Origin of the sequence: Actinomadura madurae, from assembly GCF_047130825.1 — a bacterium.
Taxonomy (GTDB): domain Bacteria; phylum Actinomycetota; class Actinomycetes; order Streptosporangiales; family Streptosporangiaceae; genus Spirillospora; species Spirillospora madurae.
The window spans coordinates 9,155,422-9,169,833 of the sequence record NZ_CP083237.1; the positions used below are offsets into that span (position 1 = coordinate 9,155,422).

At 73.2% G+C, this 14,412-nt stretch carries 14 protein-coding genes; 13 read left to right on the top strand and 1 reads right to left on the bottom strand.

The genetic code is table 11. From position 1 onward, the window contains the following. Window positions 1-232: 232 nt before the first annotated feature. Window positions 233-1,987, top strand: coding sequence for a serine/threonine-protein kinase (locus K8Z49_RS42865; protein ID WP_024935319.1), 1,755 nt, complete (start codon window positions 233-235; stop codon window positions 1,985-1,987). A gap of 51 nt (window positions 1,988-2,038) precedes the next feature. Here the strand turns inward: K8Z49_RS42865 and K8Z49_RS42870 are convergent, their stop codons facing one another. Beyond that, window positions 2,039-3,013 (bottom strand): hypothetical protein, encoded by a 975-nt coding sequence (locus K8Z49_RS42870; protein WP_412516849.1) that lies wholly within the window; start codon window positions 3,011-3,013, stop codon window positions 2,039-2,041. A gap of 212 nt (window positions 3,014-3,225) precedes the next feature. Here K8Z49_RS42870 and rsmD point away from each other — a divergent pair, with 212 nt between their 5' ends. The 12 genes from rsmD to K8Z49_RS42930 all read left to right on the top strand — a co-directional run bounded on the left by rsmD (window position 3,226) and on the right by K8Z49_RS42930 (window position 14,410). Beyond that, window positions 3,226-3,792, top strand: coding sequence for a 16S rRNA (guanine(966)-N(2))-methyltransferase RsmD (rsmD, locus tag K8Z49_RS42875; RefSeq protein ID WP_021598756.1), 567 nt, complete (start codon window positions 3,226-3,228; stop codon window positions 3,790-3,792). Window positions 3,793-3,834: 42 nt separating this feature from the next. Further along, entirely contained in the window at window positions 3,835-5,274 is a 1,440-nt protein-coding gene (locus K8Z49_RS42880; protein WP_075020103.1) for a penicillin-binding transpeptidase domain-containing protein, read from the top strand. 116 nt (window positions 5,275-5,390) lie between these two features. Continuing rightward, complete coding sequence (gene coaD / locus K8Z49_RS42885; RefSeq protein WP_021598754.1) at window positions 5,391-5,873, top strand: pantetheine-phosphate adenylyltransferase; 483 nt, start codon at window positions 5,391-5,393, stop codon at window positions 5,871-5,873. A 106-nt stretch (window positions 5,874-5,979) separates the two neighbouring features. Further along, window positions 5,980-6,627, top strand: coding sequence for a YceD family protein (locus tag K8Z49_RS42890; protein ID WP_024935315.1), 648 nt, complete (start codon window positions 5,980-5,982; stop codon window positions 6,625-6,627). A 1-nt stretch (window position 6,628) separates the two neighbouring features. Continuing rightward, on the top strand, window positions 6,629-6,808 hold the full coding sequence (gene rpmF, locus K8Z49_RS42895; RefSeq protein ID WP_021598752.1) for a 50S ribosomal protein L32: 180 nt from the start codon (window positions 6,629-6,631) through the stop codon (window positions 6,806-6,808). 105 nt (window positions 6,809-6,913) lie between these two features. Then, entirely contained in the window at window positions 6,914-7,096 is a 183-nt protein-coding gene (locus K8Z49_RS42900; protein ID WP_143118258.1) for a hypothetical protein, read from the top strand. Further along, a complete protein-coding gene (gene rnc / locus K8Z49_RS42905; protein WP_021598750.1) occupies window positions 7,093-7,872 on the top strand; it encodes a ribonuclease III in 780 nt (259 codons plus the stop codon). The genes K8Z49_RS42900 and rnc overlap by 4 nt, the downstream gene beginning before the upstream one ends. Further along, window positions 7,865-8,743 carry a bifunctional DNA-formamidopyrimidine glycosylase/DNA-(apurinic or apyrimidinic site) lyase gene (gene mutM / locus K8Z49_RS42910; RefSeq protein WP_412516850.1) on the top strand — a complete coding sequence of 293 codons (879 nt, stop codon included), beginning with the start codon at window positions 7,865-7,867 and terminating at the stop codon, window positions 8,741-8,743. The genes rnc and mutM overlap by 8 nt, the downstream gene beginning before the upstream one ends. A gap of 51 nt (window positions 8,744-8,794) precedes the next feature. Continuing rightward, entirely contained in the window at window positions 8,795-9,100 is a 306-nt protein-coding gene (locus K8Z49_RS42915; protein ID WP_021598748.1) for an acylphosphatase, read from the top strand. A 178-nt stretch (window positions 9,101-9,278) separates the two neighbouring features. Further along, window positions 9,279-9,476 (top strand): hypothetical protein, encoded by a 198-nt coding sequence (locus K8Z49_RS42920; RefSeq protein ID WP_021598747.1) that lies wholly within the window; start codon window positions 9,279-9,281, stop codon window positions 9,474-9,476. Window positions 9,477-10,029: 553 nt separating this feature from the next. Next, window positions 10,030-13,686 carry a chromosome segregation protein SMC gene (gene smc, locus K8Z49_RS42925; RefSeq protein WP_412516851.1) on the top strand — a complete coding sequence of 1,219 codons (3,657 nt, stop codon included), beginning with the start codon at window positions 10,030-10,032 and terminating at the stop codon, window positions 13,684-13,686. A gap of 310 nt (window positions 13,687-13,996) precedes the next feature. Continuing rightward, on the top strand, window positions 13,997-14,410 hold the full coding sequence (locus tag K8Z49_RS42930; RefSeq protein ID WP_412516852.1) for a globin domain-containing protein: 414 nt from the start codon (window positions 13,997-13,999) through the stop codon (window positions 14,408-14,410). The last annotated feature ends 2 nt before the right edge of the window (window positions 14,411-14,412 follow it).

Genomic DNA, 14,412 nt, shown 5'->3' on the forward strand with positions numbered 1-14,412 from the left:
GGGTCGGGGTCTGACCGGCGAACAGACGGACGGGCCGCCGCGTGGCACGGCGCGGCGAGAACCACCCCGGCCACCGTGACCCGGGGGTTCCAGGGGTGTCGCCTCCCTGGGCTAACTCAGAACACATGGTTGATCACGGACGTCTAACGTGTACAGGATGGTAGGTGGCCATCGGGGGCTTGTGCGGGTACAGGTCCCCGTGGCGGGTCGGTACGCGATTGAGGAGCTCCCCATGACGTCCCCCGGTCCCCTGGTGCCCGGAGACCCGGCGCGGCTCGGGCGGTACGAACTGGTCGGGAGGCTCGGGGAGGGCGGGCAGAGCGTCGTCTACCTGGGGCGCCGGGAGGACGGCGTGCGGGCGGCGGTGAAGCTGCTGCGCGACCAGCTCAGCCGCAGCCCGGAGTGGCGGGCGCGGTTCGAGCGCGAGATGCGGATGATCGGGCGGGTGGCCGGGTTCTGCACGGCGCAGGTCGTGGACGCCGACATCTCCGGCGACCTCCCGTACGTCGTGAGCGAGTACGTGCCGGGGCCGTCGCTCAGCGGGCTGGTGAACGAGCAGGGCCCGCGGATCGGGACCGACCTGGACCGGCTGGCGATCGGGACGGTCACGGCGCTCGCGGCGATCCACCGGGCGGGGATCCTGCACCGCGACTTCAAGCCGTCCAACGTGCTGATGGGGCCGGACGGTCCGCGCGTCATCGACTTCGGCATCGCGCGGGTCATCGGCGCGGCGTCGGCGCGGGGCAGCGGCGTGGTCGGCACGCCGTCCTACATGGCGCCCGAGCAGGTCACCGACGCCGAGCTCGGCAGCGGCGTGGACATGTTCACGTGGGCGGCGACGATGCTGTTCGCGGCGACGGGGCGGCACCCCTTCGGCAACGACACGATCTCCGCGGTGTTCCACCGGATCCTGAACTACGAGCCGGACCTGTCGCCGCTGCCGGAGTCGCTGCGCGGCGTCGTCGCGTCCTGCCTCGCGAAGGACCCGGCGATGCGGCCGGCGGCGCAGGAGGTGCTGCTCACCCTGCTCGGCGGGCACGACGTCCCCGAGGACGAGGGGGCGCTCAGCACCGGCGCGCACTTCGCCGGGGACGCGCGGGTGCCGCCGACCGTGGGGCGCCCGGCGCAGCCGGCCGGGACCGACTCGGGCGGGACGTACCAGGCCCCGCAGCCGCACACCGTCCCGCCGCGGCGGCGGCGCCGGGGGCTCGGGATCGCCGCGGCGGTGGTGGCGCCGCTCGTCGCGCTCGCCGCGGGCGGGACGGCGTGGCTGCTGATGTCGGACGGTTCGGGGGAGAATCCCGCGAAGGCCGACACCGGGTCGGTCGCCCCGCCCGCCGCGGCGGCGGAGGCGGTCGCGCCGGCCGCGCAGGCGATCACGTCGGTGCTCAGCTTCGACCACGCCGAGTTCGAGGAGAACGTGGCGGCGGCGCACCGGGTGTCGACGCCCCGCTACGGCGCGGACTACGACCGGCAGCTCGGGACGCGGGACTACAAGGAGGAGCTGGCGTCCAAGAAGGGCTCGGTCAGCACGGAGGTCGTCGACTCGGCCGTCGTGTCCGCCAGGTCCGGCCAGGTGACCGTGCTGTCGTACGTCAAGCGGACGGTGCGCGCCGAGAACGCCGACCCGACCCGGCTCCAGGACCCGATGCGCGCGACCATGGTCAAGCAGGGGGGCGGGTGGCTGCTCGACAGCCTGTACTCGCTGAAGGCGGGGTCGCCGAAGGCCGACGTGTCGGGGGCGACGTGGCCGGGGACGGACGCGCGCGGGGTGATCGACACGGTGTCGCGGGAACCGTCCGTCGCGCGGGGGACGGCACTGGAGGTCGGCCTGCGCTCCGGCGAGGCGGGGACCGGGCTCACGGCGCTGGTCCTGGTCGGTGACTGCGAGAGCACCTGCACCGACAACGACAAGATCGAGATGCGCCGGCTGCTGCTCCAGCCGGCGGGCGGCGGGTGGAAGGTCGCGAAGTCCGAGGCGCTCTGAACACCCGAAGGGGCGCCCCCCGGGTGGGAGACGCCCCTTTCAAGGTGGTGCTCAGGACTCGCGGACGTGCCGCCTGCGGGTCGCGGCCACCGCGGCGCTGCCCGCGGCGATGGCGGTGATGCCGAGCGCCACCAGCGGCAGCGCGCCGGCGCCGGTGAAGGGCAGCTCCTTCGGCGGCGTGATCTCGCCGGCCGCGGTCGCGCCGGGGCCCATGCCGCCGCCGGACGGGAGCTCCGGCAGCAGCGGCGACGACGGGAGCGACGGCGGCGCCGGCGACGGACCGGGCGGCGTCGGCCCGCCGGGCGGCACCGGGGGAGTCGGCGGCGTGGGCGGGGTCGGCGGCGTCGGGGGAGTCGGCGGGGTCGGGGCCTCGCATCCGCCGCCGACGCAGGCGCCGACGGACAGTTGCGCCGACAGCGGCGTGCCGCCGGCCGGCGTGACGGAGGCGCCGAGCCGGGTCTGCGCGCTGAGGAGCTGCCGGCCCGCCGACACCGTGGCGCCGGTGTCGAGCGTCAGCCCCGCCGTTCCGGCGGGCGAGGCGGCGCGTGCGCCGAGCCGCGTGCCCGCCTGCACCGTGGCGTCGTTCAGCGAGACGCTCGCGCCGGTCTGGAGCCGGACGCCCGCGCCGCCCTCCGGTGTCCGGAGGCCCGCGCCGAGGTCGACGCCGGCGCTCGCGGTCCTGGTGCGCTCGTCGTACTTCAGCGTGGCGCCGAGGTGAAGGCCGACCCCCGGCTGTGCCTTCTTTGTTGCCGCTTTTCGGGTTTTCGCCTTAATGGGAGTCTTCGTCGTTTTTGTGGTTTTCGGTGCGGCCGATTTCTTCAGGCCGATCTTCTTCGGCGTCGCCTTCTTCTGGGCGGCCTTCTTCGGCGTCGCCTTCTTGGGCGTCGCCTTCTTCAGTTGGGGGGCCTTCTTCAGTGCCAGGTCCCCGAGCGGATGTGCCGCGTGCCTGGCGGGGGGCTGCGAGGTCTCAGCATGTGAGACGCCGCTCATGGCGGCGATGCCGAGAACCGTCGCTCCGGCAGTCACCGCCAGTCTCTTTCCGTGATGCACTGCTGCTCCTGATGGCTGGGTTGCACAACCTGCGAGCACGTTTACACGTCAAGTAGTCGTTGTGAACAGGGTCCCGACCATTTGGGTAGAGGTTCACAACGGAAGGGCGTGGCGGTTGTGCATGATTCCGCGCGTTCCCCGGCCGGGGGATTGCGCGACCATCGCGGGACGCCCCCGATACTGGACGGGTGAGCAGGGTCATCGCGGGCAGTGCGGGCGGACGGCGGCTGGCGGTCCCGGCGGGGAAGGACACCAGGCCGACCAGCGACCGTGCCCGGGAGGGCCTGTTCTCCACGGTGCTGGCCCTGCTCGGCCCGCTGGACGGGCTCCGCGTCGCCGACCTGTACGCCGGTTCGGGCGCGGTCGGCCTCGAAGCGCTCTCCCGGGGCGCCGCCCACGCGCTGCTGGTCGAGTCGCACCCGCGCGCCATGAAGGTGATCCGCCGGAACGCCGCGTCGCTCGGGCTGCCGGGCGCCGTCCCGTGCGCGGACAGGGTGGAGCGCCTCGTCCGCAGGCAGCCGGACGAGCCCTACGACCTGATCTTCGCCGACCCGCCGTACGCGCTGGCGGACGCGTCCGTCACCGCGCTGCTGGAGGACCTGCGCGACAACGGGTGGGCCGCCCCGGACGCGCTCGTCGTCGTGGAACGCGCCGCGCGCGGCCCGGCCCTGGCGTGGCCGGACGGCTACGCCCCCGAGCGCGACCGCCGCTACGGCGAGGCGATCTTCTGGTACGGCCGAGCCGAAGGACGCTGATACGGGGGGAGTTCGGGTAGAGCCATGCGCATGAAGCCCGGCATGGACCGAGCGCTGGGACGTACGTGGATCATCACGCTGGTGATGGCGATCGCGCTCCTGGTGAACATCACCTACGTGCAGGGGTTCGAGGCGCAGGAGCTCCGGGACGACTCCCGCAACGCCCGCCAGTTCGAGGACCGGTTCAAGATCGACCGCGGGCCCATCGTCGCGGACGGCGAACGGCTCGCCTGGTCGGAGAAGACCGGCCGCGACCGGTACCAGCGGCGTTACAAGGACGGCGCCGTCTTCGCTCCCATCACCGGCTACTTCTCGGTCTTCTCCCAGACGGGGCTGGAGGACGCCGAGAACCACTTCCTGGACGGCTCGGACGACCGGCTCGCCACGTCCAACTTCATCGACAAGCTGATCGGCAGGCCCGTCCCGGGCGGGACGGTCGAGGCCACCGTCGACCCCGACGCGCAGCGCGTCGCCTACCAGGCGCTGCGGGCGAGCGGCGCCCGCCGCGCGGCGGCGGTGGTCCTCGACGCCTCCAACGGCGCGATCCTCGTGATGGCGTCCACGCCCTCCTACGACCCGAACGAGGTGTCGACGCTCGACCGGGAGCAGGCCGTGCGGGCGTTCGACCGGCTCGGTGACCAGCCGCTCAAGCCGCTGCTCAACAAGGCCGCCTACGAGCTGTTCCCGCCGGGTTCCACGTTCAAGACCGTGGTCGCCGCGGCGGCGCTCCAGGCCGGTGGGAACGAGGACACCGATGTCCGGGCCGGACGCAGCTACCGGCCGCCGGGCGCGGGGCAGGCCATCAACAACGACGCGGGCGACATCGGCGGCTCCTGCGACCTCCGCCGCATCCCGCTCATCGAGGCCTACGCCCAGTCCTGCAACACCACGTTCGCCTACATGGGCGCCGAGGAGCCCGGCAACGGCGCCGTCCGCACGCAGGCGGGCAAGTTCGGGTTCGGCGACCGCGTCGAGTTCGCGGACGGCCTGACGACCGCCCCGAGCGCCTTCCCGGAGACCGACCAGCCGTCCCTCAGCGCGCTCGGCTCGATCGGGCAGGGCAGCACGGTCGCCACGCCGCTTCAGATGGCCATGGTCGCCGCCGGGGTCCTCAACGACGGGGAGGTCATGAGGCCCCGTCTCGTGGACAGGCTGCGCGCCCCGGACGGCTCCACGGTCGACGAGATCTCCCCGCGGCGCCTGTCGCGCGCGCTCACCTCCGAGCAGGCCGAGCAGCTGCGGGACATGATGAAGGCGGTCGTCGAGCGGGGCACCGGCAAGTCCCTGCGCGGGACGTCCGTCCTCGGAGGCAAGACCGGGACCGCCGACGTCGAGGGCGCCGCCTACAACGACCGCTGGTTCATCGGGTTCGGCCCGCGCAGCGACCCCAGGTACGCGGTGGCGGTGATGACCGAGGCGTCCGGCTACGGCATCGAGTCCGGCCCGATCGCGGCCCGGATCGTGGACGCGCTCGACCGCTGAACGGGGCCGGCGAGACCGCGCCGAGGCCCTCCGGCGAGCCCGGCCGTCAGTGACCCGAACGGCATTTGGTACGTTCACGCCGCAGGTCAGAAACCGGGACCGAAGGGGTTCGCGCCGTGCGCCGTGTCGTCTGTCCGGGATCGTTCGACCCCGTCACCAACGGGCATCTCGACATCATCAGCCGCGCCTCCCGTCTGTACGACGAGGTGGTCGTCGCCGTGCTGATCAACAAGAACAAGAAGAGCCTGTTCACCGTCGACGAGCGCGCCGACATGATCGCCGAGGTCACCCGCGAGTACGGCAACATCCGGGTGGACACCTTCTACGGGCTGACCGTCGACTACTGCAGGGAGCAGGACATCCCGGTGATCGTCCGGGGCCTGCGGGCCGTCAGCGACTACGAGTACGAGCTGCAGATGGCGCAGATGAACCACCGGATCGCCGGCGTCGAGACGCTGTTCATGGCGACGAACCCCGAGTACGCGTTCCTGTCGTCCAGCCTCATGAAGGAGGTCGTGAAGTTCGGCGGGGACATCTCCGGGCTCGTCCCCGACAGCGTCCACGACCGGCTGGTCGAGCGGCTCCAGCAGTCGGGGTGACGGCCCGCTCCGGCGCGCGGCCCTGGTGAGCGGCCCGCGAGTTGGGTCGGCGCGCCGGTGTTCGGTACTCTGGGACATCGGCCATCGCAGGCGGCCGCCGTTCACCATGCCACACGAAAGCAGGAATCCGCTGACACGCCACGAACCCAGCGCACCTCTCAAGCTCGACACCCGAGCTCTGGGCAGGCAACCCGGGTCGTCGCGGGAGGAGCACCTGTCCGTGCCGGCACCGGAGAATTTCGGCGTCGAGATGGTGGGCGTCCCCGAGGGCGCCGCGGTCGAGCTGGACCTCCGGCTCGAAGCGGTCCTGGAGGGGGTGCTCGTCACCGGCACGGCGACGGTCCCCCTCAAGGGGGAGTGCTCCCGCTGCCTCGACCCGATCGCCTCGACCTTCGAGGCGGACTTCCAGGAGCTCTTCGTCTACGACGACACCCGCTCGGGCGGGAACGCCGGCGACGACGAGCTCCGCCTCGAGGGCGACCTCATCGACCTCGAACCGGTCCTGCGGGACGCGGTGGTGCTCGCGCTGCCGCTGTCCCCGCTGTGCCGGGACGACTGCCCGGGCCTGTGCCCGGACTGCGGTGCACGGCTGGCGGACGCCGAGCCGGGGCACCACCACGACGTCGCCGACCCCCGGTGGGCGGCGCTGGCGGACCTCGCCGGCGACATGGCGCCGGCCGCCCCCGACCGGGGGAACGGAAGCCTCGGCTCCCGTGGTTCATCCGACCGACGAGAAGGAAAGCAGGAGGGCTGACGTGGCCGTCCCGAAGCGGAAGAAGTCGCGCAGCAACACGCGGCACCGGCGTGCGCAGTGGAAGGCCACCGCGCCGAACCTGGTCGAGTGCCCGACGTGTCGCGACCACAAGCTGCCGCACACCGCGTGCGCGACGTGCGGCACCTACGACCGGCGGCAGGTCATCGCCCCGTCGGCCTGAGTCTTCTCGCATCCTGGGGGGCGGATCCGCGCGGACGGCGCGGCCCGCCCCCCACGGTGCGGTAGGACACGCACCCCGACCACCCCGGCGTGTGCCGTCGGCGTGGTGACCGGCGCGGAGACTGCGCCCGGAGCCGTGGTGCACGCCGGGATCAGCCGACCGGCGCGCACCTCGTCTTCGCGGACCCTCCCGCCGAGCGTCCTCGCCGTCCCGGCCGGCTTCCGGCCGCGCGCCATCGACGCGACCGCGCAGCGCGCGGTACACACGGCCTGCGAGGAGGGCCCGTGAGCGCCAAGAAGAGCGAACCCGCGCCGGACCGCGCGGAACTGACCGCCGCGCTCGGCGTCCGTGTGGACGACGAGCTGCTCGAACGCGCACTGACGCACCGTTCCTACGCCTACGAGAACGGCGGCCTGCCCACCAACGAGCGCCTGGAGTTCCTCGGCGACTCGGTGCTCGGCCTGGTCGTCACCGACACCCTGTTCCGGGGCCACCCCGACCTGCCCGAGGGGCAGCTGGCCAAGCTGCGCGCCGCCGTGGTCAACATGCGCGCCCTCGCCGGCGTCGCCCGCGGTCTCGGCGTCGGCGCCCACATCCGGCTCGGCCGCGGCGAGGAGGGCACCGGGGGCCGCGACAAGGCCTCGATCCTCGCCGACACCCTGGAGGCGCTGATCGGCGCCGTCTACCTGGACCGCGGCCTGGACGAGGCGTCCGCCCTCGTGCACCGGCTCTTCGACGCGCTGATCGCCCGGTCGGCGGGCCTCGGCGCCGGCCTGGACTGGAAGACCTCGCTGCAGGAGCTCACCGCCGTCGAGGAGCTCGGCGTCCCCGAGTACCACGTCGCCGAGAGCGGCCCGGACCACCAGAAGACGTTCCGCGCCTCCGTGCGGGTCGGCGGGAAGACCTACGGGTCGGGCGAGGGCCGCAGCAAGAAGGAGGCCGAGCAGCACGCCGCCGAGGCCGCCTGGAACAAGATCCGCGAGATTGTTGTGCAGCGCGAGGCGCAGGCGCAGGGCGAGCAGGCCGCGCAGCAGGCCGGGCAGGCGGCGCAGGCCGGTGCCTGAGCTGCCCGAGGTCGAGGTCGTCCGGCGCGGCCTGGAGCGCTGGACGACCGGCCGCACCGCCGCGTCCGCCGAGGTGCTGCACCCCCGGTCGGTCCGCCGCCACGAGGCGGGCCCCGCCGACTTCGCCGGCCGCCTCGCCGGCCGCACCCTGCTGGCCCCGCGCCGCCGCGGCAAGTACCTGTGGATCCCGCTGGACGGCGAGGGCGAGGCCGTCCTCGCCCACCTCGGGATGAGCGGGCAGCTGCTCGTCGGCGAGCCGGACCGGGAACGGGAGAAGCACCTGCGGGTGCGGATCGCGTTCGGCGACGGCGGCCACGACCTGCGCTTCGTCGACCAGCGGACGTTCGGGCACCTCATGGTCGCCGACCTCGTCCCCGACGCCTTCGACGAGAACGCGCTGGTGCCCGAGCCGATCGTGCACATCGCCGCCGACCCGCTGGAGGACGCCTTCGACACCGAGGCGTTCTTCCGCGCCCTGCGCCGCCGCAGGACCGGCATCAAGCGGGCCCTCCTCGACCAGTCCCTGATCAGCGGCGTCGGCAACATCTACGCCGACGAGGCCCTGTGGCGGGCCAGGCTGCACTGGGCGCGCCCCACCGAGACGATGACGCGGGCGGAGGCCGCACGCGTCCTGGAGGCCGCACAGGAGGTCATGGCGGCCGCCCTGGACGTCGGCGGCACGTCCTTCGACAGCCTCTACGTGAACGTGAACGGCGAGAGCGGCTACTTCGAGCAGTCCCTGGACGCCTACGGGCGGCGGGACGAGCCCTGCCGCCGCTGCGGCACGGCGATCCGCCGTGACGAGTTCATGAACCGCTCGTCCTACAGCTGCCCCGTGTGCCAGCCGCGCCCCCGGCGGGCACGGTACTAGCGGGCACGGTACTGGGGCACTGTGCCAGGGGCTGGGGCCGAGGGGGGCGACATGGGAGACGACGACGAGATCGTGCGGCTGACGGCGTGGGTGCGCGGGCGCGTCCAGGGCGTCGGATTCCGCTGGTGGGTCAGGGCGCGGGCCCTGGAACTGGGCCTGGACGGCAGCGCGACCAACCTGCGCGACGGGCGCGTGGAGGTCGTCGCCGAAGGCCCCCGCGGCAGGTGCCGGCGACTGCTGGAACTGCTCGACGGCGACTCCCCGGCCGGCCTCCCGGGGCGCCCCGGAAAGGTCACCGGCGTCACCGGGCGCTGGAGTGGGCCGCGCGGCGAGGCCGCCGGATTCCTCGAACGGTGAGCGGGTAGGGAGTACCGGTTTGTACCTGCTAAACTAGTAGAGGAAGGTTGTTACCGGCCTGTGATGTGCGTCTTGACCAGGACAGCGGCCGGTGCGACTCTAGACGGTACGCGCACCGACTTCAGCTGTTTCTCGTGCGCGATCCCTGCTGGTTACTCAGCGTGGAGGACCCTTAGTCATGGCGAAGGCTCTACTCGGCCACGTCGGCGGTCCCGACCCCCGGATGGTCGCGGAGATGCGGCGCCTTCAGCAGCGCGTACGTGATCTGGAAGCCGAGCTGGTACGGCTTCAGGCAGAGAACGACGCGCTTGCGACGGCGACGGACGACGATGTGATGTCGCTCGCGGTGAAGGACCGTGAACCGGCGCTGACCTGATCGGCGCCTTCTTCTCTCTCAAGTTGACCAGGGACGCCGCCCATGGCGTCCCTTGTTTTTTGCCTTCGGTACCCCTGTCCACGCCCGGCTAGGGGCGTTCACCGTTGACGTCTGCCCTTTCTGGCGGGCCGGGTGCCGCGTGCGCCCGTCAGTCCCCGCTGTTGGTACGGCTGGGCCCTCGGCGGTGTTCAGGTCCCGGAGGAGCCCCCTTGTAGCCGTGCTCATGTCTTGGGCGGCCGTGTACCCGCCGAGGCCTTGGCGAGCGGCGCGGCGGCGGTGACTCTCGGTTACCGCGATCGGCGGTCGTCGCGGGGTCGGCAATTGCGGGCGCCGCTGATCGCGGTGGGACGGTCAAGGTTCGGTGGGATTTCGGGCTGTCCGATTATTAGGGTTTTGCGTTGATCTACCGAATTGGGGCATTTGAGGGGTTGCGGGGGTGGTGTCCGGGAGTCGGGCGGGTGGGCGTGCGTGTGCCGTGCTCCGGGGTGCCGCGGCCGGTATCGTTCGACGGATGTTCCAGGTGCCGGGTACGCAGGAGGGGGACGGCTAGCGCGTGTACCTGAAGAATCTGACGCTGCGCGGCTTCAAGTCCTTCGCGTCCTCCACCACGCTCAGGTTCGAGCCCGGCATCACCGCCGTGGTCGGGCCCAACGGGTCCGGCAAGTCCAACGTCGTCGACGCCCTGGCCTGGGTGATGGGCGAGCAGGGCGCCAAGTCGCTGCGCGGCGGCAAGATGGAGGACGTCATCTTCGCCGGCACCGCCAGCCGGGCGCCGCTCGGGCGCGCCGAGGTCGTGCTGACCATCGACAACTCCGACGGTGCGCTGCCGATCGACTACACCGAGGTCACCATCAGCCGGCTGATGTTCCGGTCCGGGTCGAGCGAGTACGCGATCAACGGCGACTCCTGCCGGCTGCTGGACATCCAGGAGCTGCTGTCGGACTCCGGCATCGGCCGCGAGATGCACGTGATCATCGGGCAGGGGCAGCTCGACCGCGTCCTGCACTCCGGGCCCGAGGGGCGGCGCGCGGTGATCGAGGAGGCGGCCGGCGTCCTCAAGCACCGCAAGCGCAAGGAGAAGGCGCTCCGCAAGCTGGACGCGATGCAGGGCAACCTGACCCGCGTCCAGGACCTGACCGGGGAGCTGCGGCGGCAGCTGAAGCCGCTGGGCAGGCAGGCCGAGATCGCGCGGCGGGCCGCGGTGATCCAGGCCGACCTGCGCGACGCCCGGCTGCGGCTGCTGGCCGACGACCTCGTCACGCTGCGGACGAAGCTGGAGCAGGAGGCCGCCGACGAGGCGGCGATCCGGGAGCGGCGCGCCGAGACCGAGCGGGCGCTGACCGAGGCGCAGGAGCGCGAGGCCGTCCTGGAGGCCGAGGAGGCCGAGCAGGCGCCGAGGCTCGCGCAGGTCCAGGACACGTGGTTCCGGCTGTCGGCGCTCAAGGAGCGGCTGCGGGGCGTCGCCGACCTCGCCGCGGAGCGGCACCGCAACGCCGCCGAGGCGCGCGAGGAGGAGCGGCGCGGCCGCGACCCCGAGGACATGGAGCGCGAGGCCGCCGAGATCCGCGAGCAGGAGGAGATGCTCCGCGCCGCGCTGGACGAGGCGCAGGACGGCCTGGCCCGTGCGGTCGAGGAGCGGTCGGGGGCCGAGGAGGCCCTCGCGGCCGAGGAGCGCCGCCTGCGGTCCGCCGCCCGCGCCGCCGCCGACCGGCGCGAGGAGCTGGCCCGGCTGCGCGGCCGGGTCGAGGCGCTGCGGAGCAAGGCCCAGGCCGGGCGGGCGGAGATCGGGCGGCTCACCGGCGCCCGGGAGGAGGCCGAGCAGCGCGCCGAGGCCGCGCAGGCCGAGTTCGAGGCGTTCGAGGCCGAGGTCGTCGAGGACCCGGAGCTCGCCGCCGAGCACGAGGCCGCCCAGGAGGCGCTCGCGACCGCGAAGGACGCCGCCGAGTCCGCCAGGGCGGCGGTGGACGGCCCGCGGCGCGCCCTGAAGGAGGCGCGGGCGGCCGTGGCGTCGGCGCGTTCCGCCGACCAGGGCGCCCAGAAGAAGGTCACCGCGCTCCAGGCGCGGATCGAGGCCCTCAACCTGACACTCGCCAGTGCCGCGGACGGCGGCGAGGCCCTCCTCGCGGCGGGCGCGGACGGGACGCTCGACGGGATCCTCGGCACCGTCGCGTCGCTGCTGAACGTCCGTCCCGGGTACGAGACGGCCGTCGCCGCCGCGCTCGGGAACGCCGCCGAGGCCATCGCCGTGGGGTCCCTGGACACCGCCGAGGCGGCGCTGGCGCTGCTGCGCTCCCGGGACGCGGGACGCGCCGGCCTGCTCGTCGGCGGGGGAGCGGCCTCCCCGCCCCGGCGGGTCGCGGGAGCCGACTACGCGATCGACGCGGTGAGCGTCCCGGACGCCGTGCGGCCCGCGGTCGAGCATCTCCTGCGCGACGTGGTCGTGGTGGAGGACGTGCCGTCCGCCGCCGCGCTCGTCCGCCGGGAGGCGTCCCTCCGAGCGGTCACGCGGGACGGTGAGCTCGTCGGCGCGCACTGGGCGCGGGGCGGCGCCGCGGGGGGCGGCCAGAGCCTGCTGCAGATGAGGACCACGCTCGACCAGGCGACCGAGGACCTGGCCGCCGCGGAGACCGCCGCGAGCGCCGCCGCGGACGACCTCACCGCGTCGGTGGAGCGCGAGCAGTCCGCCCAGACGGCCGTGGAGGCCGCCGAGGCCGCCGCCAACGAGGCCCAGGCGGGGGTGAACCACGCCCAGGCCGAGCTCGACCGCGTCCGCGCGCGCGTGCGGGAGTTCGACGCGCAGGCCGCACAGGAGGCCAAGCGCGCGGCCCGCCTGGAGGCCGGCGTCCGCGCCGCCCGGGGCGAGGCCGAGCGGCTGACCAAGTCGCTCGACGCCGCGAACGAGTCCCTGGAGCGCGACACCGAGGCGGCCGAGGAACTGGCGCTGCGGCTCGCCGAGGCGGAGGAGGCCGCCGAGGTCGCCGACGAGGCCGGGCACGACACCGACGCCCGCGACGAGCTGGACGCCCGCTGCCAGGAGCTCCGCACCGCCGAGATGGAGGCGCGGCTGTCGGTGCGCACCGCCGAGGAGCGCGTCCAGGCCATCTCCGGCCGCGCCGACGCCCTCGAACGCGGCGCGCGGCGGGAACGCGAGGAGCGCGCCCGAGCCGCCCGGCGCCGCGCCCGCCGCGAGGAGCAGGCCAGGGTCGCCCAGGCCGTCCTGCGGGGGGCCCGGACCGCCCTGGAGAGCATCGAGCACTCCCTGGCCGCCGCCGTCCGCCGCCGGGAGGCCGCCGAGGAGGCCAAGGCCGCGCGGGAGGCCGAGCTGAAGGTCGTCCGCACCCAGGTGCGCGAGCTGTCGGCGACCCTCGAACGCCTGGTGAACGTCGTGCACGGCAACGAGGTCGCCCGCGCCGAGCAGCGGCTCCGGCTGGAGCAGTTCGAGCAGCGGGCCCTGGACGAGTTCGGCCTGGAGGTCGAGTCGCTCGTGTCCGAGTACGGGCCCGACCAGCTCGTCCCGCCCGATCCCGAGAAGGGGGAGGACGCGCGGCCCGTCCCGTACGACCGGGCCGTCCAGGAGAAGCGGGCCAAGACCGCCGAGCGGCAGCTCAACCAGCTCGGCAAGGTCAACCCGCTCGCCCTGGAGGAGTTCGCCGCGCTGGAGGAGCGGCACGCGTTCCTCACCTCGCAGCTCGAAGACCTGAAGAAGACCCAGCGGGAGCTGCTCGGCCTCGTCAAGGAGGTGGACGACCGCGTCCAGCAGGTGTTCGCCGCCGCCTACGACGACACCGCCCGCGAGTTCGAGCGCATCTTCGCCCGGCTGTTCCCCGGCGGCGAGGGCAGCCTGTCGCTGACCGAGCCCGGCGACATGCTCACCACCGGCGTCGAGGTCGCCGCCCGCCCGCCGGGCAAGAAGGTCAAGCGGCTGTCGCTGCTGTCCGGCGGCGAGCGCTCCCTGGTCGCCATCGCGTTCCTCGTCGCCGTGTTCAAGGCCCGCCCGTCCCCGTTCTACGTGCTGGACGAGGTCGAGGCGGCCCTGGACGACACCAACACCCAGCGGCTCATCACCGTCTTCGAGGAGCTCCGCGAGTCGTCCCAGCTGATCATCATCACGCACCAGAAGCGGACGATGGAGGGCGCCGACGCCCTCTACGGGGTCAGCATGCGCGGCGACGGCGTCACCCAGGTCGTCAGCCAGCGGCTGCGCGACTAGCGCCCGCGCTTTTCACATAACGGCAATATCCGGTACCTCTGATGGAACGTGACATCGCCCAATCTTCATTATTTCGGGCGAGATCGTGATCGGCTCCCAAGTATTTTCGGTCTCCAATAACCGTTTGGTTACATCGCATTGGCCCCGGTGGCGCCTGAGCATCCGGACCGGCCGCCACCGACCGTGATGACGTGGCGACGCTCGCGGGCTTGTGCGGCCCGTCGGCCATCCACTACCCATAGGCACCGGCGGTTCTCCGGCTCCCCCACCGGGCTCCCCCCGTCCGGTACGGAGGATCGCGGGAGGGGTGATGCCCGTGGACACCGGGAAACTCAAAGACAATTTCGCCCTGGTGGGCGCTAACGGCGTGGACGTCGCCGACTATTTCTATGCCGACCTTTTCGCGCGGGAACCGCAGCTCAGGTCGATGTTCCCGGCGGCGATGGCCAAACAGCACGAGGTGCTGTTCGCGGCGCTGTCGCAGATCGTCTCGTCGGTCGACGACACCGACGCGCTCGTCCCGTTCCTGCGGGACCTCGGCCGGCGCCACCACGGCTTCGGCGTGGTCGCCGACCACTACGCGCCCGTCGGCGCCAGCCTGCTCGCCACCCTCGCCTACTTCAGCGGCCCCGCGTGGAGCGAGGACCTCGAACGCGACTGGGCGGCCGCCTACGGACTCGTCGCCAAGGTCATGTCGGAGGCCGCGGCCGAGCCCGTCTCCTGACC

What these genes read in the sequence shown, in the direction of transcription:
- K8Z49_RS42880 (WP_075020103.1), top strand. Translation starts at nt 3,835, where the DNA reads ATGGACCGAGCGCTGGGACGTACGTGGATCATCACGCTGGTGATGGCG.
- K8Z49_RS42915 (WP_021598748.1), top strand. Translation starts at nt 8,795, where the DNA reads ATGGGAGACGACGACGAGATCGTGCGGCTGACGGCGTGGGTGCGCGGG.
- K8Z49_RS42865 (WP_024935319.1), top strand. Translation starts at nt 233, where the DNA reads ATGACGTCCCCCGGTCCCCTGGTGCCCGGAGACCCGGCGCGGCTCGGG.
- K8Z49_RS42920 (WP_021598747.1), top strand. Translation starts at nt 9,279, where the DNA reads ATGGCGAAGGCTCTACTCGGCCACGTCGGCGGTCCCGACCCCCGGATG.
- K8Z49_RS42930 (WP_412516852.1), top strand. Translation starts at nt 13,997, where the DNA reads ATGCCCGTGGACACCGGGAAACTCAAAGACAATTTCGCCCTGGTGGGC.
- K8Z49_RS42890 (WP_024935315.1), top strand. Translation starts at nt 5,980, where the DNA reads ATGCCACACGAAAGCAGGAATCCGCTGACACGCCACGAACCCAGCGCA.